General features: G+C 35.9%; 14 protein-coding genes and 1 tRNA gene. 4 read left to right on the top strand and 11 right to left on the bottom strand.

What is annotated here, in order from left to right; genetic code table 11:
* Position 1 precedes the first annotated feature (1 nt).
* The 8 genes from lon to QN089_RS10045 all read right to left on the bottom strand — a co-directional run bounded on the left by lon (position 2) and on the right by QN089_RS10045 (position 11,564).
* Positions 2-2,329, bottom strand: coding sequence for an endopeptidase La (gene lon, locus QN089_RS10010; RefSeq protein ID WP_068452212.1), 2,328 nt, complete (start codon positions 2,327-2,329; stop codon positions 2-4).
* Between the two features lie 108 nt (positions 2,330-2,437).
* Complete coding sequence (clpX, locus tag QN089_RS10015; RefSeq protein ID WP_068452210.1) at positions 2,438-3,706, bottom strand: ATP-dependent protease ATP-binding subunit ClpX; 1,269 nt, start codon at positions 3,704-3,706, stop codon at positions 2,438-2,440.
* Positions 3,707-3,914: 208 nt separating this feature from the next.
* On the bottom strand, positions 3,915-5,201 hold the full coding sequence (gene tig / locus QN089_RS10020) for a trigger factor (RefSeq protein ID WP_068452206.1): 1,287 nt from the start codon (positions 5,199-5,201) through the stop codon (positions 3,915-3,917).
* Between the two features lie 105 nt (positions 5,202-5,306).
* Positions 5,307-6,305, bottom strand: a complete 999-nt coding sequence (locus QN089_RS10025) for a tetratricopeptide repeat protein (RefSeq protein WP_285215245.1) — start codon at positions 6,303-6,305, stop codon at positions 5,307-5,309.
* 387 nt (positions 6,306-6,692) lie between these two features.
* Entirely contained in the window at positions 6,693-7,886 is a 1,194-nt protein-coding gene (locus QN089_RS10030) for an NAD(P)/FAD-dependent oxidoreductase (protein ID WP_068452199.1), read from the bottom strand.
* A 37-nt stretch (positions 7,887-7,923) separates the two neighbouring features.
* On the bottom strand, positions 7,924-8,349 hold the full coding sequence (locus QN089_RS10035; RefSeq protein WP_068452196.1) for a DUF1641 domain-containing protein: 426 nt from the start codon (positions 8,347-8,349) through the stop codon (positions 7,924-7,926).
* Between the two features lie 690 nt (positions 8,350-9,039).
* A complete protein-coding gene (locus QN089_RS10040; protein ID WP_165442640.1) occupies positions 9,040-10,080 on the bottom strand; it encodes an AbrB family transcriptional regulator in 1,041 nt (346 codons plus the stop codon).
* A gap of 65 nt (positions 10,081-10,145) precedes the next feature.
* Positions 10,146-11,564 (bottom strand): SulP family inorganic anion transporter, encoded by a 1,419-nt coding sequence (locus QN089_RS10045; protein WP_285215246.1) that lies wholly within the window; start codon positions 11,562-11,564, stop codon positions 10,146-10,148.
* A 99-nt stretch (positions 11,565-11,663) separates the two neighbouring features.
* Here QN089_RS10045 and QN089_RS10050 point away from each other — a divergent pair, with 99 nt between their 5' ends.
* Positions 11,664-12,197, top strand: coding sequence for a recombinase family protein (locus QN089_RS10050; protein ID WP_285215247.1), 534 nt, complete (start codon positions 11,664-11,666; stop codon positions 12,195-12,197).
* Positions 12,198-12,340: 143 nt separating this feature from the next.
* Here the strand turns inward: QN089_RS10050 and QN089_RS10055 are convergent.
* Positions 12,341-12,414, bottom strand: a tRNA-Arg gene (locus QN089_RS10055).
* 51 nt (positions 12,415-12,465) lie between these two features.
* Positions 12,466-13,674 (bottom strand): serine/threonine transporter SstT, encoded by a 1,209-nt coding sequence (sstT, locus tag QN089_RS10060; RefSeq protein ID WP_285215248.1) that lies wholly within the window; start codon positions 13,672-13,674, stop codon positions 12,466-12,468.
* A 403-nt stretch (positions 13,675-14,077) separates the two neighbouring features.
* Between sstT and QN089_RS10065 the strand changes: the two genes are divergently transcribed.
* Positions 14,078-15,367: a globin-coupled sensor protein gene (locus QN089_RS10065; protein WP_285215249.1), complete on the top strand. Its 1,290-nt coding sequence runs from the start codon at positions 14,078-14,080 to the stop codon at positions 15,365-15,367.
* Positions 15,368-15,407: 40 nt separating this feature from the next.
* Here QN089_RS10065 and mqo read toward each other — a convergent pair whose 3' ends face one another.
* Positions 15,408-16,886 carry a malate dehydrogenase (quinone) gene (gene mqo / locus QN089_RS10070; protein ID WP_068452178.1) on the bottom strand — a complete coding sequence of 493 codons (1,479 nt, stop codon included), beginning with the start codon at positions 16,884-16,886 and terminating at the stop codon, positions 15,408-15,410.
* 541 nt (positions 16,887-17,427) lie between these two features.
* On the opposite strand from mqo, the gene QN089_RS10075 reads away from it, so the two are divergent.
* Both QN089_RS10075 and QN089_RS10080 read left to right on the top strand, forming a co-directional pair.
* Positions 17,428-17,928, top strand: a complete 501-nt coding sequence (locus QN089_RS10075) for an Lrp/AsnC family transcriptional regulator (protein WP_087680366.1) — start codon at positions 17,428-17,430, stop codon at positions 17,926-17,928.
* Positions 17,928-19,100 (top strand): aminotransferase, encoded by a 1,173-nt coding sequence (locus QN089_RS10080; protein ID WP_285215250.1) that lies wholly within the window; start codon positions 17,928-17,930, stop codon positions 19,098-19,100. The genes QN089_RS10075 and QN089_RS10080 overlap by 1 nt, the downstream gene beginning before the upstream one ends.
* Positions 19,101-19,236 lie beyond the last annotated feature (136 nt).

A 19,236-nucleotide genomic window follows, 5' to 3' on the forward strand; every position in this document is an offset into this window, starting at 1 on the left:
ATTATTCTTTCCCTCCGTCTAACGCTATTTTCAATACCTCGTCAGCGCTTGACACTAGCTTAAATGTTAGCTCTTTTCGTACACTCTCTGGTATATCTTCAATATCCGCTTCGTTTTTCTTTGGAACGATAATCGTTGTTAAACCAGCGCGGTGTGCACTTAACGACTTCTCTTTTAAACCACCGATTGGTAGAACACGTCCGCGAAGTGTCACTTCACCCGTCATACCAACTTCTTTACGGACTGGTGTTTCCGTAATCGCTGATACAAGAGCTGTTACCATCGTTACACCTGCTGATGGACCATCTTTTGGTACAGCGCCTTCTGGTACGTGAACATGAATATCATGCTCATCAAAGTAAGATTGCTCTACCTTTAATAAGTCTAATTTAGAACGGACAAAAGATAAAGCAGTTTGTGCAGATTCTTTCATCACATCACCTAATTTACCTGTTAAAATCAGCTTTCCTTTACCTGGTGTAATCGATACTTCGATTTGTAATGTATCGCCACCAACTGTTGTGTAAGCAAGACCTGTTGCTACACCAATTGGATTTTCTTCTTCCATTTGACCATGCGACACTTTACGTTTACCTAAGTAGTCCGCTACATTTTTCGCTGTAATAACAACTCGTTTCTTTTCTTCCATGACGATTTGCTTCGCTGCTTTTCGACATACGGATGCAAGTGTACGCTCTAACCCTCGAACACCCGCTTCTCGCGTATAGTAACGAACGATTTCCGTTAAACCATCTTCTCTAAATTGAATTTGTGATTTTTTCAAACCGTTTTCTTCAATTTGTTTAGGTGCTAAATGGTTTTTCGCAATTTGAATTTTCTCTTGTTCTGTATAACCGCCAATTTGAATGACTTCCATACGGTCATAAAGCGGTCCTGGAATACTACTTAAATCATTTGCTGTCGCGATAAATAAAACATTTGATAAATCGTATGTTTCTTCAATATAGTGATCACTAAATGTGTTATTTTGCTCTGGATCTAACACCTCTAACATCGCTGATGAAGGGTCTCCGCGGAAATCATTCGACATTTTATCAATCTCATCTAGTAAAAATACAGGGTTAATCGTTCCTGCTTTTTTCATTCCTTGAATAATACGTCCTGGCATAGCACCAATATACGTTCTACGGTGACCTCGAATTTCTGATTCATCACGTACACCACCTAATGAAATACGCACAAATTCACGATTTAAAGAAGTCGCAATCGATTTAGCTAGTGATGTCTTACCTACTCCTGGAGGTCCAGCTAAGCAAAGAATCGGGCCACGTAATGAATCTTTTAATTGTGTCACTGCTAAATATTCTAAAATACGATCTTTTACTTTTTCAAGACCATCGTGATCATGGTCTAAAATATCTTTTGCTTTTTTAATATCTTTACGATCTTTTGTCTTTTTAGACCAAGGTAAATCAATCAACCAATCTAAATAGTTACGAATGATACCACTTTCAGCTGCTTGTGCTGGCAAACGTTCATAGCGCTTCAACTCTTTTAGTGCTGCTTTTTCAGCATGTTCAGGCATTTTCGCTTCGATAATTTTTTTCTTTAATTCATCAACCTCAGATATTTTACCTTCTGTTTCACCCAATTCATCTTGAATCGCCTTCATTTGCTCACGTAAATAAAAATCTTTTTGAGATTTTTCAACGGAACGTTTCACTTTTGTATGGATTTTTTTCTCCACATTTAAAATTTCCTGTTCATTAAAAATACGTTGAACAAGAATTTCTAATCTTTTTTGAACGTCAATTGTACGTAAGATTTCTTGTTTTGCAACCATTTTCAATGGCAAATGACTTGCAATAGTATCAGCTAGTAGACCAGGCTCTTCAATTTCTTCTGATGTTTCAATGACTTCAGGAGAAATTTTGCTTGAAGCTTTCACATAGCGTTTAAAAGCATCTAATAAAGTACGCATCAACGCTTCTAATTCAACAGTTAATGTCGGATCGTCTTCAAATACTTCTACATCAACTACCGTCATTTTTTCTTCTTCGATATAATCAATAGCTTGCGCACGACAAATACCTTCTACTAATACACGTGAGGCGCCATTTGGTAGCTTGATTAATTGCTTAATTTTCACGAGTGCGCCCATACGATAAAAATCATCTGAGTCTGGTGATTCTTTTGCAATTTCTTTTTGTGTTACAACATATAGGATGCTGTCATCATTTAGCGCTTGTTCTACAGCTGCAGTTGATTTTTCACGACCCACATCAATATGTAACAGCGTTTTAGGATAGATTACTAGACCTCTTAGAGGCAGCAATGGAATTCGATACGTTCTCAATTTTGTTGTCATGCAAACTTGCACCTCCACATAAACTTTAACACTTTATTCATTAAAAAAACTGACTTCAAAACAGTGCAATATAAGCACTCCATCGAAGTCAGCTAAAATCCTTTTAAATTAGGCTGATGTTTTTTCGTTATCTGAATCTTTCACTTCAGTGCCATCTTCTAATAAAAGTTTTGGATGAGCCTTTTCAGTAAGTGTTTCTTTCGTAATTATACATTTCGCAATGTCATCACGAGATGGTAATTCAAACATCACATCAAGCATTACATTCTCAATAATCGAACGTAATCCACGAGCACCTGTTTTACGTTCAATCGCAAGTTTTGCAATTTCGTATAATGCATCTTTTTCGAACTCTAATTGTACATTATCCAATTCAATCATTTTTTCATATTGTTTTGTTAATGCGTTTTTAGGTTCTGTTAAAATCTGTACAAGTGCATCTTCGTCTAATTGCTCTAAACTTGCCAATACTGGTAAACGACCGATAAATTCTGGAATTAAACCAAATTTTAATAAGTCTTCAGGAATCAGATGTTTCATTAAGTTTTTATCATCTGTTTCTTGTTTATCCGCAGTACCGAAGCCGATTACTTTTTGACCCATACGACGTTTAATAATTGACTCGATTCCATCGAAAGCTCCACCTACGATGAATAAGATATTCGTCGTATCAATTTGTAAAAATTCTTGGTGTGGATGTTTGCGACCACCTTGTGGCGGAACGCTTGCAACCGTACCTTCTAGAATTTTTAGTAAGGCTTGTTGAACACCTTCACCAGATACATCACGTGTGATTGATGGATTTTCAGATTTACGTGCGACTTTATCGATTTCATCGATATAGATAATGCCACGCTCTGCTTTTTCGATATCATAATCCGCAGCTTGAATTAACTTTAAAAGAATATTTTCAACATCTTCCCCAACATAACCTGCTTCTGTTAATGAAGTCGCATCTGCAATGGCAAATGGCACATCAATAATACGTGCAAGTGTTTGAGCTAGTAATGTTTTACCACTACCAGTAGGTCCGATTAAAACAATGTTTGATTTAGATAATTCTACGTCGTCCACTTTACTTTTTGAGTTGACGCGTTTGTAGTGATTATATACCGCAACAGATAGGGCTTTTTTAGCACGCTCTTGTCCAATTACATAACTATCCAAAGTACCTAAAATTTCTTTCGGTGTTGGAATGTCTTTCAGTTCAATTTCTTCTTCTGTTCCTAACTCTTCTACAACGATTTCTGAACATAAATCAATACATTCGTCACAGATGTAGACACCAGGACCAGCTACAAGTTTACGTACTTGCTCTTGTGGTTTCCCACAGAATGAACATTTTAAATTACCGTTTTCATCATTAAATTTGAACAATTATTTCACCCCTATTCAAGCAACAATATTACAAGACTCTATTAATATTATCAAACATTACGTCTTGCTTGTCTATTATTAACTCTTTTTTTCTGTGTTATGTACAGGTTATTTTTTAACTATGATAAAAACAAGGTATGGGAAGTCCATACCTTGCTCCATTCGTGCATCGTATTTAAGCAAATTCGACTTACGAACTTGTTAAATCTTACTCAGAAATTTTAGCTTGGTCAACTAAGAACTCAACTGTATTTTGGATTTTGATGTCGTGTTCTAAGATGCTAGTACCGCCTAAAGCAGCTTTGATTTGTTCAGCGTCCATGTTGAATTGTGCTGACATTTTTTCTAATTCTGCTTCAAGAGCTTCTTCTGTTACTTCAAGAGCTTCAGCTGCTGCGATTGCTTCAAGTACTAATGAAACGCGTACGCGGTTTTCAGCGTCAGACTTCATTTGCTCGCGTAATGCTGCTTCGTCTTGACCAGAGAATTGGTAGTAAAGATCAAGATTCATACCTTGTGTTTGTAAACGTTGTTCGAATTCTTGTAACATACGGTTGATTTCTGTTTGAATCATACCGTTTGGAATGTCGATTTTAGCATTTTCAGCTGCTTTTTCAACTAATTCGTCACGTAATGCAGTTTCAACTGACATTTCTTTTTCAGCTTTCGCTTGTTCAGTTAACTTTGTACGTAATTCATCTAAAGTTTTTACTTCAGCATCGATTTCAGTTGCTAATTCGTCGTTAAGCTCTGGAAGTTCTTTTGCTTTTACTTCGTGAACTGTCACTTTGAATGTAGCTGGTTTACCAGCTAATTCAGCTGCATGGTATTCTTCTGGGAATGTAATTTCGATATCTTTAGATTCGCCAGCTTTTACGCCTACTAATTGCTCTTCAAATCCTGGGATGAATGAACCAGAACCGATTTCAAGTGCGTAGTTTTCGCCTTTTCCGCCTTCGAATGCTTCACCTTCGTGGAAACCTTCGAAATCGATTACAGCAGTATCGCCGTTTTCAATTGCAGCATCTTCTTTAACTACAAGTTCAGCAAGACGTGCTTGGTGACCTTCGATGATTGCATTGATTTCTTCTTCTGTTACTTCAGTAGAACCTTTTTTCACTTCTAAGCCTTTGTATTCGCCAAGTTCAACTTCTGGACGTAATACTAATTTAGCTGTGAATGTGAATGGTTCGTTTTTCTCGATTTTTTCGAAATCGATTTCTGGTTGATCTACTGGCTCAACACCTGCTTCGATTAGAGCTGTTGGGTAGTTTTCGTTGATTAAAATTTCAAGTGCATCTTGGTATAAAGATTCAACACCGAATTTTTTCTCGAACATTGCACGAGGCATTTTACCTTTACGGAAACCTGGTACGTTGATTTGTTTTACTACTTTTTTAAATGCTTGATCTAATGCAGCATTTACTGTTTCAGCAGGAAGCTCAACTGTTAATAAACCGTTGTTTCCTTCTTGTTTTTCAAATTTAACTGACATGAATATAACCTCCAAAAATAAATTCAAAGTGCTTTAAAAGCGTTCGTTATTACGACTTTGACAACTGTTTTAGTATATCATAGTTCTACATAGTTTCAACAGATTTCATACTTCTGGTATATCTGAAAATTTTTCAAGTTGTTGGATGAGTTCCATCACCTTGTTATCTGTTTCACTTTCATCGGATATTTCTTGTCCTAATAAAGAATGAACATAATGAATATATCCCTCTGATACCTTTTCAGCAGAAGCCCCAAACCATTCAAAAGGATAAGTAACTAAAATGTGACGTGTCAAAACATATTGTACCATTTCTAATGTGCTACTTTCCTTCTCTAGCCGTTCATTTACGATTTTTTTTACAGATTGTGTGACAGGCAGCTCATCTGGAGTAGGTAATGTCATTGGATTAACTGTAAGTGTTTGCTCAAATTTACGAATTGTTAAGTCACCATTCACCTCTTGCTCTACTAATAAGCAAAGTGCCACACTGCGAACAATCGGATGTACTTCTTCCGTTTCAATGATTGTGCGAATTTCATCTATTAAAGGTCGAACGTTCATTTCTGATAAAGATTGAAGACGATGCAGCTGTTCGTATACAGGTAAGTGTAAAAAAACATCTAATGATAACACGACCTCTGCTACTTCTTCCTCTATACTTTGTTCCGAATGCGATAACTTTAATAACTTTTCACTCAAATTATAAATACTTGTGAAACGTTCAATTGAAGAGTTTGGCACAACATTTTCTTCCAATAAAGAACGAACAATCTGTTGTACATGCTGAAAATCGCGTAGCTCCATACAAATTGATAAGTACAGCTCCATTGTTTCAATATATTGACTTGGTCCTTGTGCTAATAGAGACTCCACTACTTCTCTAGCCTGTTCAAATTGTCTTGTTTCGTGTAAACAGTAGGCGTACACATGAAGCGTATGTTCATCCATTTCCTCGTATTGAAGAATATCTTGAAAACATTGAATAGCTTCATGATATTCAAACTTCTCAGCATGCGCGTGACCCTGTTGAAGAAGTCGTTCCACCGTTCCAGGAAACATGACGATTTTTTCGTTCCGATATATCTTCTGTTTTCTTTTCAACTTCGTCACTCTCCTCATTCTTCCATAGTTTATCATATGTGCTTTTACTGAACACGCAAAATCATGAAACAATTCATGTTGGTAGGTTTACAACGTTTTCGTCGGGGTATTTTATTATTAGAAATTCCCTTATTGGTGAAATGAGATTGTGTTCAACCCCAATGGCTCACTCGGCATTCCCCTTCTGAGTGAGCTTACATAGACCCTCTATATAAATAGAATCTATTCCCCAAAACTTTACTCAGATGTAATACCTGAGTCCCCACCCTTGCTTTAGGAGAAGCAACGTCCTCTAAAGCATTTTTATTTTGCCTCAACAAATGTATTGAAACAACAAAAAACGACTTCATGAGAACATTCTCATGAAGTCGTTTTATTCATTTCGGCTTAGTATACGATACCGTATAATGCTTTGATGTGTGATAAGTAACGAATGTTTGAAGCTTCTTTCATCAATGTTGCTGGTAAGCCACGTAATTCAGTGTTGCTTCCACCGACAGTTGCTACAGCATCTTTACGACCTAAAGAAGCTAATGTACCAGAGTTAACTGGAGTGAAGTCATTCATTTCACTACCTTTTAAGTATGCGAATACATTGTATCCAACTAATTCGCCCATTTGCCAAGCATTTTGAGCTGTTGGAGGGTATGGACGATCTGTTTCTTTGTTTGCACCTGGAGGGTATGCAGCTGCAGCGTCACCTACTACGAATACATCTTTATGTGATTCTGATTGTAGGAAGTCGTTTACTACTGCTTTACCACGGTTACATACAAGACCTGATTCTTCTACGATTGGGTACTGAGCTACGCCACCAGTCCAAACAAGTGTGTTTGCAGTAATTGTTTGACCGTCTTTAAGAGAGATCACGTTACCTTCAACACCTGTTACAGGAAGGCCTGTTAAGAACTCTACACCACGATTTTCAAGCGATTTTGTTGCGCGCTCGATTAACTCGTCTGGTAATACAGGTAAGATTTTTGGACCTGCTTCAACTAGCTTGATTTTTAAATCTGCTGGTTGTACGCCGTATTTAATTGCTTCTTTCGTCATGTGGTCAACGATTTCACCAACAAGCTCAACGCCTGTTAAACCACCGCCGCCGATTACGATTGTAGCATCTGCTTCGTTGCGAGTTTTTGCGTATTCTTTAATACGACCAATGATGTGCTCGCGAATTTTGTTTGCATCTTCAACTGATTTAAGAACCATTGAGTTTTCTTCTAATCCTGGGATACCGAAGAAACCTGTTTTAGAACCTACAGCTACTACTAATACATCATAAGTTAAAGTTTCGCCAGTTGATAATTTAACTGTTTTGTCGTCAGCTGAGAATGCATCAGCTTTTGCGATTTTAATGTTGATGTCTTTTCCTTTGAAAAGTTTAGAAAGTGGGAATGCTACCGCTTTCTCTTTAATAGTACCGCCAGCTAAACGGTGTAATTCAGTGATGATTTGGTGAGTTGGGAATTGGTTCACAACTGTGATTTCTACTTCTTCTTTAGTTGCAAATTGACGTAACGTTAATGCAGATAATACGCCGCCATAACCTGCACCTAGAATGACGATTTTTTTTGACATTATAGTTAAACCTCCATGTTACTAAGTGTTTTAAAAATTATTTTGAAGCTTTGTTTTCTTTTGAAACTTCTAAGAATGCGTTTGCGAAACGGAAGACACCTTGTACTTGTGGGTCTTTTAACAGTTTTAAAATACCGAATAAACCGATTGTTTCGTTGCTTTCAGCAGCACGATCTTTTGCTTCAATTGCAGTAGCAGCAAGTGATTTAGCAGAGTTTACGACTGGTTGAGCCATTTCTGTTACAGCACCAACAGCATCGCTGCGGAATACATCATCAGTAGCTAAAGTTTGTGCTACGTCATATGCTTTTGTTAAAGTTGTTACCATTTCTGTTAACTTTGGTAATTGGTCCACTAGTTGAGTTAGTGATTCTTGTACTTCAGGTTTTAATAATTGATCTAAAACGTCTAATTGTTGTTGGCTTACTGCCGGTTGTACTGATTGAGTAGTCTGTTCTGACATATCCAATTCTCCTTTACAATAGCTATTTCTTCTGTCGGGAATTCCCGAACGTTTTACTTACATAAGAGTCATATTATTCATACAATTCTCATCTTACTATTACATGATGCCATGTAATGGTAGCAACTGCAACATCTGTTTTCTAGACATATTTATTGCTTTTAAACACCTATAAACTAAAGGACTATACTGTCATATTTCTTTAATACCCTTTTTCGATTTATCATAAAAATATATGACGTATTTTTATTGAAAAATGAGAAAAATTCATATAAAAGAAAGAGAATTTCGAACTTAAATTTTATAGTGTGTTCACTTCATTTATAGCTTCCATGTTGCATTATACACCTCAATTTCAGGAATTCCAATAGAACTGAAAGCTTTTTTTCGCTCAACTATTCTATGACTTTGTTCAAAGTTTCACAAATCCTCACAACCATGCGTTTTCACGCCACTTTTTATTCTTAAAAAAATATTTTATCATTAAAGAATCTTAGACGTTCTAAATGATTTTCTAACCCTTTCCCCTAAGAAAACATGTATATATCTTATAAAGCTTACACAAAAATGTCACTTGCCTTTTTCATTAAAAAAAGTGATACAAACCTTGTATTCTCAACATTCTGAAATGTTAAAATGTGTTTAAACACTATAAAAAAACTTCCATACACAGATGAAAGTTTTCTTACTTTATTTAATAATTTGTTTGCGTAAAAAATAGGCAATAATCGGTTGAATAACGAATAAAATATAAAAAGCACGAAATACTTGATATCCCGCAACAATTGATAAATTTGCATGAATCGCATGCGCAATTGCCCCCATTTGATCCATACCACCTGGCGCTAAACTCAAAAGTGCTGTCGCGTAATCTAAATGATTTACTTGTGCAAAAATAATACCTAGTAGCATCGCTACAATAAATAATGCAGCTGCACTTGTTACAGCGAGCGCAATCGTCCGTCCTTTTTGCTCTAACTCCCTCGGTTTCATCATCATGCCGATATTAATCCCAATCATGAGTTGTGCAAATGACAAAATCGGATTCGCTAATTCCACTCCTACGACGCCTATGTTTTGTAAAATAGCGGTAACGAGCGCTGGTACAAGTAAAAAAGCGGTCGGAAATTTATATTTTTTACCTATAAAGGCTAATAATATACAAATAAATAGAATGAGCACTGTTTCAAATGACATCCATTCCGATACATGCTCTGTTTGTGTCGGGACTGTTGTTAAATGAAACGTTGTCAATAGTAGTGGCATTCCAATGACAATAAATAATAAACGAATTGTCTGTGTCACCGTGACAACAGTTAAATTCACACTTTTCATTTCCTCAGCCATCATAATGATTTGCGTCATACCGCCTGGAATACTGCTTAGGAGTGCTGTAGGGTAGTTCACTGCTGACTTCTTTGATACAACCCATGCAATGCCCGCACTAAGTAAAATAAGTAAAGTCGTCATGCCAAACATATATGGTAATTGCCTGCCAATCTCTCGTACAGCCTCTCCTGTAAGTGCTTGACCGATTGTATAACCAATTAACACCATTCCAATACTTTTATACGATTTAGGCCAATAAAACCATTCTGAACGTAAACTATTACCTATCAAAACAAAGAGTAATGGTCCGAGTAGCCACGGTACAGGTATATGAAGTTTTGAAAATAGTAATCCTCCACATATGCCGACAATTGCTGTAAGTAAAATTCTTTGAAGTTTCAAAATCTCGTCGCCTCTTTTCAACTTTTACGTTATCACATTCTTTCGTGACTGAAAATAGTTGATATTTATTTAATCGGTGTGAGTCGTTCGAGTAATTGCTGACTTTGTAAATCGAGACCCGTAAACGTGACATGTACTCCTTCTTGTTCCAATTGATTCTTTATTTCAAGAACTTTCGTCACTGCGGTTTCATCCCAAATACGACTATTTGAAAAATCAAATTCTAGCTTCTTTCCCTTAAAGTCCTCTAAAATAGGTGCTAACTTTTCAGCTGAGGCAAAAAAGAGTGGACCTGTAATTGTACATGTTTCGTCTGACAGTAAAAAGGTTGGTGTTGCACTTTTCACCATGAAACGAATCGCACTCATCAACACGCCCACACCTACACCAATCGCTAAATTATGCGTTGCCAAAATCACTATTACAGTTGTAATCATAATAAAGCTCTCTGATTTTGGTGCTTTTCGTATGAAGCGAATCGTTTTAAAGTCAAATGTCGTAAAACTCACCATTATCATAACTCCTACTAAAACAGGCATCGGAATTTTAGAGACGACATCACCAAGAACCAATATTAAAAATAATAAAAAGACACCTGCTGTTAATGTAGATAGTCGACCTCGACCACCTGACTTTACATTGATGATAGATTGACCGATTAAAGCACAACCAGCCATACCACCGAAAAAGCCATTTACAATATTTGCGATTCCTTGACCGCGTGATTCTTTATTTTTATTTGACGTAGTTTTTGTATAACCGTCTAAAACTTGTGCAGTAAGTAAAGATTCAAGTAATCCAACAACTGCCAGTGCTAAAGCATACGGTAAAATAATTTGGAGTGTTTCAAAATTCAAAGGAATATCTGGTAAGAAGAATGTCGGTAATGTTGTTGGCATTGTGCCTAAATCACCAATTGTCAGTAATGAAAAGTTCCCAAATATCGCGAGCGATGTCATGATAACAATCGCAATGAGTGGTGCTGGAATTATTCGAATAAATCTTGGTATCACATAAACTAGAATCAATGTAACGATCGCAAAAGCATAAGTTGCAACTGAACCATTCTTTAAATATGGTAATTGCGCTAAGAAAATCATAATGCCGAGTGCATTCACAAAACCAAGCATCACTGAATTAGAGATGAAGCGCATTAGTCTTGCAACTCCAAAAATCCCCATAAAAAACTGTATAATACCCGTTAAAATTGTTGCAGCAAGTACATATTGTAACCCGTGATTTGCCATTAGCGTGACGAGTATTAGCGCCATTGCTCCAGTCGCTGCAGAAATCATTGCGGGTCTTCCTCCGACAAAAGCCGTCATGACAGCCATTGTAAATGAAGCGTAGAGCGCGACTTTTGGATCGACACCGACAATGAACGAAAAGGCTAGAGCTTCTGGAATTAGCGCTAAACCTACTACAACCCCTGCTAAAATATCAGCACGAATAGATGAAAACCATTGTTCTTTTATAACCTGCAAAAAAATCACCTTTCTCATATGGAATAAAAATAGCGTACAATAGAAGTAATCGTAACAAAAAAAGTTTCATAAGTATATACTTTTGGGAAGGAGATTATTATGCGATATGGTTATAAAAGACCAACTGTTTGTGATAACGACATTACACAACAGTTGGTACAAGTAAATTTGGATGATGTACATGAAGAAAAGCACGGTTTAGCAAAAAATAGAGAGGTATTTGAAGAACTTCTCATGCAATTAACAACAGAGGATGAGTTATATGTTCAAAACATTGAGGTGTTGGCAGATTCTACACAACAATTAATCGACGTCCTACAAATTGCTGAACGAGATGAATTTACAATTATTTTCTTGGATGAATGTATGTGTTCAACAGAATTATTTAAAAAATCATTATTAGATGGTTTACGTTACTTTTCGAAATTACAATCTATCTTTAAACGCCATGCTTCAACTTTCGCATTACAAGAGGCAAAAAAACGCGGAACTGTTATTGGGAGACCTAAAAAGTCAGATGTACAGATGCAACGTGCAATTGAAATGTATTATAGTAAACAATATACATTACACCAAATTAAAGAAGAAACAGGTATTTCAAAATCGACGCTCTATCGTCAACTCGATCAATAACATGGACATAATAAAACACGCTGAAACAAATTTTTAGTGTTCACAACGAAAAACTGGAACCGCGCCATAGCGCGATTCCAGTTTTTATTATGCTTATGTGGGCACAGTGTTTTTACACGTATGTCCCAACCTGTTTTTTTAAATGTCCCAGATAGGAATTGAACCTACGACCTACAGCTTAGGAGGCTGTTGCTCTATCCTACTGAGCTACTGAGACAGTATACAACAGATAAGTATATGCCTCTTTTTTTACTCCTTCAAGAGCTTTTTAATTATTTTTACGTTCTGCTGCATATTCAGCTGTTGCTGTAAATACAACATCTGATGAAGAGTTTAATGCGGTTTCACAAGAATCTTGAACAACACTAATAATTAAGCCCACACCAATTACTTGAACTGCTAAATCATTCGGAATACCAATTAAACCACATGCTAATGGAATTAATAATAATGAACCACCTGGTACACCAGAAGCACCTGCAGCTGAAATTGCTGTGACAACCATCAAGATGATTGCTGTTGCGATATCTACATGCACATCTAGTGTATAAGCAGCTGACATCGTTAAGACAGAGATTGTAACTGCTGCACCAGCCATATTAATTGTTGCACCTAAAGGAATCGACATAGCATACGTATTTTTATCTAAACCTAACTTTTCACAAAGCTCCATATTCACTGGAATATTCGCTGCTGAACTACGTGTGAAGAATGCTGTTAAACCACTCTCTCTTAAAGATGCCCATACTAGCGGATATGGATTACGGCGCGCTACAACGAAAACGATAATCGGGTTGATAACAAGTGCAATTAATAACATAGAACCTACTAAAATAATAATTAATGTACCATAGTGTTTTAATTCTCCAAAACCACTTGTCACAATTGTGTTATACATAATCCCAATAATACCGAATGGTGCTAAGTTAATTACCCAGTGAACTACTTTTGAAACAGCTTCAGATAAGTTCGTGATTACTGTTTTTGTTGTACTGCTCGCTGCTTTTAATGCTAATCCTAAAACAATCGCCCATGCAAGAATACCTATGTAATTTGCATTCATTAATGCATCTACTGGATTCGATACGATATTATTTAAAAGTGTTTCCATAACGCCCCACACATTTTCTGGTGGTTGTAAATCTGCATCCACTTCTTTAAACGTTAATTTAACAGGGAATAATTTAGCGGCAATTACACCGACTGCTCCTGCAATGAATGTTGCAAATAGATATAAGAAGACAATGCCCTTCATATTTGTTTTTTGTCCACTGACATGGCTTGCTAATGCATTAATAACTAACACAAAAACTAAAATTGGTGCTACTGCTTTTAATGCACCTACAAACAATGTACCGAGCATCGCTAACCAAGTTGCACTTGGGAAGGCAACTGCTAAAACTGCACCGAGGATGATCCCCATGACGATACGCAATACTAAACTTGTATCGCTCCACTTTTGAAATAAATTTCGCATATTTTTCCCTCCAAAATTATACAAATATAAATAATAAATTCATTTTTCCACCTGAGAAAACACAATGTATTCTCATAGAATACAGTTTAACATAAACAATTTAAGTTTTATAGATTATTTTTTATATTAGAATGTATTTTTTTCGTTTTTTCTTTTTACATAATTAATTATTCTGTAAAAACAAAATATTTTACACTATTTAAAAAGTGTAAAACTGAAAAAATAAAGTTCTTTTGAACTAATATTTATATGCTCTTTTAAATTTATGTGTATTTTTTTACAAATATATCTACATGTTTATTCATTTTTTTGAAAAATTTACATAAATACAGTATTTTAAACACGATTTTTATATTCAACAATGGTACTATAGATACAAATATAAAAAATAGGGGTGTTTTCCATGTTTTTCTTAAAATCAAAAGCAGCCACAGCTACATTGCAAACGAATGTAGAGCATGTTGGTATTTCATTAACCGATTCAGACTATCTGTTACAACTCGATATGATTGATTTAAAAAAACATGATTTGCAAATCGTTCAGGCACTTCATTCTTATATGTTGCCGCATATGCCAAAAATTGTAGAACATTTTTATAAAGCGATTTCTACTCCACCGCATCTGGCTAAAATGATTCAAAATCATAGCTCAGTTGAACGACTAAGCCAAACACTTTATGGGCATATTGAGCAAATGTTTGCTGGTAAAATTGATGCGGCATATATTCAAGCACGAAAACAAGTAGCACATGCCCATGTAAAAATTGGTTTATATCCTAAATGGTATTTAGGTGCTTTTCAAAAATTGGAATATGAAGTACGCCAAATTATAAAAACGCTTCCAATACCTATACATGAACAGTTCCAAGCAATCGATGCATTCGGTAAAATCTCTAGTTTTGAACAACAACTCGTTTTAGAAGAGTACAATCGTTATTCCGATCAATTAATTGAACAACAGCGAGAAGAAGTGAACCGGAAAGTACGAGAAGATTTAGGCTCTGTTGCTGATCACTTAAATACACAAGCATCTCATACATCAGAAGCTGTAAATGCATTAATGAATCATACAGTATGTGTAGAAAACAGCGTGAAAACAACAGTAAAAGAGTCCCTAGATACAAAAGAAGCATCTGATAAGGGACTTGCACAAATGCAGCACCTAAGTGAACAAACTGAGGCAATCCATGTTAAGACAAATGAAATGACTTCGATGGTTCAGGCATTGAATAATTCTTCTACTGAAATGAAAGATGTGATTGAAATGGTTAAATCAATTGCAAACCAAACGAATTTACTAGCACTTAACTCTGCAATTGAAGCTGCACGTGCTGGAGAACATGGAAAAGGTTTTGCAGTTGTTGCTGAAGAAGTACGTAAATTAGCCGATCAAACAAAAACATCTGTTGAGCAAATTGCTCTCTTAATAGAAGAATCCAATGAAGTAACAAGTGAAGTTGTGGAAGTGATTCATCAAATCCAACAACTTGTAATCCAAGGTACAGAACAAAATGAAGTGCTCAAAGAATCCTTTGATGATATTTCAAGTAATATTACAAAAACGATTGGTGATATTAAGGAAGTCGGCGAACAAGTAAGTGAATTAGCAAGCGGTATTTCTTCCATGTCTTCCACTTCAAGCGAACTACGAAATTCAGCTAAAGAGCTAAATGATACGATTCATGCATTTTAAAATAAAAATGAGGTACCGCTTAATCGCGATACCTCGTTTTTTAGTCTTCTAATTTTAAAGATTTTGTAGTTGATGCATGTAATTCTTTGAATAGAGCTTCATCTTCCACTAATTGTTTACCGTATGAAGGAATCATCTCTTTAATTTTTGGTTCCCATTCGTTCATTTTTTCTGGGAAACATTTGTTAATTACATCTAGCATAACTTGTACAGCTGTAGAAGCACCTGGTGAAGCACCTAATAAAGCTGCTACTGAACCATTTGCGCCAGTGATTACTTCTGTACCGAATTGTAGTGTACCTTTACCCTTGTCTGTGTCTTTGATTACTTGAACACGTTGACCAGCGATAACGATTTCCCATTCTTCATCTTTTGCTTGTGGAACGAATTTACGTAATTCTTCCACACGTTGTTTTTTATTTAACATTAATTGTTGAATTAAGTATTTTGTTAAGCCCATTTCTTTTGCACCACATGCAAGTAACGTGAAAATGTTATTCGGCTTAATTGATGTGAATAAGTCTAAGTTTGAACCTGTTTTTAAGAATTTTGGAGAGAATCCTGCGAACGGTCCAAATAATAAAGCTTTTTTACCATCGATATAGCGTGTATCTAAGTGAGGTACTGACATTGGAGGAGCACCTACTTCAGCTGTACTGTACACTTTACCGTGATGTTGATCTGCTACTTCTTGGTTATTACATACTAACCAAAGACCACTTACAGGGAAACCACCGATGTGTTTACTTTCAGGAATACCTGTTTTTTGTAATAAGTGTAAGCTACCGCCACCAGCACCTAAGAATACAAACTTCGCTGTTTGCGTAATGATTTTACCATCAGCTGTTTTCACTTTTACTTCCCAACGACCGTCAGCATTTTGTTTAATGTTTTCAACTGAAGCATTATAAGTTGCTTCTACACCATCTTGTTCTTCAAGACTAGACATTAAAATACGTGTTAATGAACCGAAGTTAACATCTGTACCTGATTCAATACGTGTTGCAGCGATTGGCTCGCTACTTGTACGACCATTCATGATTAATGGAATCCATTGTTTTAATGTTTCTTGATCTTCTGAGTATTCCATTCCATCGAATAAATGGATTTTTGACAGTGCTTCAAAACGCTTTTTAAGGAATGCTACATTATCTTCGCCTTGTACCATACTTAAGTGTGGAATTGGTTTAATGAATTCTTCTGGGTTTTGGATATGACCATTTTCCACTAAATAAGACCAAAATTGACGTGACACTTGGAATTGTTCATTTACGTTGACTGCTTTAGAAGTTTCAACAACACCATTTTTTTCAGGCGTGTAGTTTAACTCACATAATGCCGAGTGACCTGTACCCGCATTATTCCATTCATTCGAACTCTCAAGGCCTGGTTTATCAAGTTTCTCAAATACTTTAATGTTCCAGTCTGGTGCTAATTCTTTTAAAATTGTACCGAGAGTTGCACTCATGATACCAGCACCAACTAAAATAACGTCAGTCGAAGTTTGTTTGTTACTCATGCTTACCATCCTTATATACTAAATTTTGCCGAAAAAATGTATGCGCTAACACAAAGGGTCTTAACAAATTACATACTTACTACATTGCATACAATTTTCAATATCAAAAATATCCTTTTCCTAGTGTATCACAATTATTTTTAGAATAACACTAGACCGAAACAAGTGATAATTCTGTGAACAAGAATCAACAAAAAACATACATAACATAGATTTTTTTACCATTTAACTAACATAAATTGTGAATATATAATGGAAAAAATGTGATAAAAAGCGAAGAATAGACATTCATTTTTTGAATGACTGTTCATCAAGTTTGTTCAATGACCTTGTTTTTTCACTTAAATTTATTATGAAATGTAGCAATTAAAGTTATATAACGATATAAATTCACATAGGTATAACGTCTTATTTTCCAACAAATTACCACTGCTCTATAACAGATAGACTAATTTTAGAAAATTTCTATTTTTTATGTTCCTATAAGCTTTTCTTGTATTATAATAAGAAAAAATAAATGTTACACATGAGGAGATTTTATATGAAACTAAATGCTCAACAGATTGAGATTATTGAAATTTTAGAAAAAGATGCACGTATGCCTTTAGAAGATGTGGCAAAAATGGTGGGGTTATCTTTAGAAGAAACAACAGCAATTGTCAAGCAATTAGAAGACGAAAAAATCCTTGTTCGCTACATCTCACTTGTTGACTGGACAAAGGTTGAGGAACATCCTGGTGTGCGTGCAATGATTGATGTGAAAGTAACACCAAAACAAGGTGTGGGTTTCGATGATATCGCAGAACGTATTTATCGTTTTGACCAAGTTCAATCGGTTTATCTTATGTCAGGTGTCTATGATTTATCTGTTATTGTGGAAGGTAAATCAATGAACGAAGTTGCAAACTTTGTTTCACAAAAACTTTCAACACTTGATTCTGTTATTTCAACAACAACACACTTTATCCTAAAAAAATATAAACATGATGGCACTGTTTTAGAAACGGGTAAAGAAGATCAACGAATCGTGGTGTCACCTTAATGACATTAACCAAAAAATCTTACGTATCGAAAATGGTGAATGAACTTAAGCCATCAGGTATTCGCCGTTTTTTTGACCTTGCAGCAAGTATGGAAGGTGTCATCTCACTCGGTGTAGGTGAACCTGATTTTGTTACGCCTTGGCATGTGCGTGAAGAAGCCATTCGCTCGCTTGAGATGGGTTACACAGCCTATACTCCAAATGCCGGGCTACTTGAATTACGTCAAGAAATTGCACATTATATGGAAAAAGAATTTGATGTTTCATATCATCCTCAGAATGAAATTATCGTTACAGTTGGCGCAAGCTCCGCAATCGATATTGCGATGCGTACCATTTTAGATCCCGGAGACGAAGTCATTGTTGTTGAGCCATGTTTCGTATCTTATGTTCCAATGGTCGAACTTGCTGGTGGTAAAGCCATTACAGTTCAAGCAACAAAAGAACATGATTTTAAAATCTTACCGAGTCAATTAGAGGCAGTCGTTTCTGAGCGTACAAAAGCGATTATGTTATGCTCTCCTAATAACCCAACAGGTACAATGTTAAATAAAACTGAGCTTGAAGCCATTGCACAATTTGCGATTGAACACGATGTACTAATTATCGCCGATGAAATTTACGCTGAACTCGCTTATGATGAAGAGTACACAAGTATGGCAGCCATTCCTGGAATGCACGAACGTACCATCTTAGTATCCGGATTTTCTAAAGGCTTTGCAATGACAGGATGGCGTTTAGGTTTTGTTTGCGCGCCTGAACCAATTGCTGAAGCAATGCTAAAAATCTTCCAATATCAATTAATGTGTGCTTCTACGATGTCACAATATGCAGCTATCGAAGCGTTGAAAAATGGTCGTTCAGAAGTTGAAAAGATGGTAAAAAGCTATCGTCGCCGTCGTAATTTCATCGTCCAATCTTTCAATGATATGGGGCTTTCATGCCATAACCCAGGCGGTGCATTCTATGCATTCCCTTCGATTAAATCCACTGGACTAACATCACAGGAGTTCGCTGCACAACTTTTACAACAAGAAAAAGTAGCTGTTGTACCAGGTGATGTTTTTGGTGAAAGTGGCGAAGGTCATATTCGTTGTTCATATGCTGCTTCACTTGAACAATTACAAGAGGCTTTAAAACGAATCGAACGTTTTATTCAAAACTTTAAATAAGCATGATTGGAATCATATACACATATGGTTCCGATTTTTTGTGTAGTCATATTGAATTCGGGTATGGATTAATGGTGTATTTCATGCCAATTCATAAGCATATTTCTTTTTTCTATTTCCAAAAAAGCATATACTA

This window comes from Kurthia sp. YJT4 (assembly GCF_030219945.1).
Taxonomy (GTDB): domain Bacteria; phylum Bacillota; class Bacilli; order Bacillales_A; family Planococcaceae; genus Kurthia; species Kurthia gibsonii.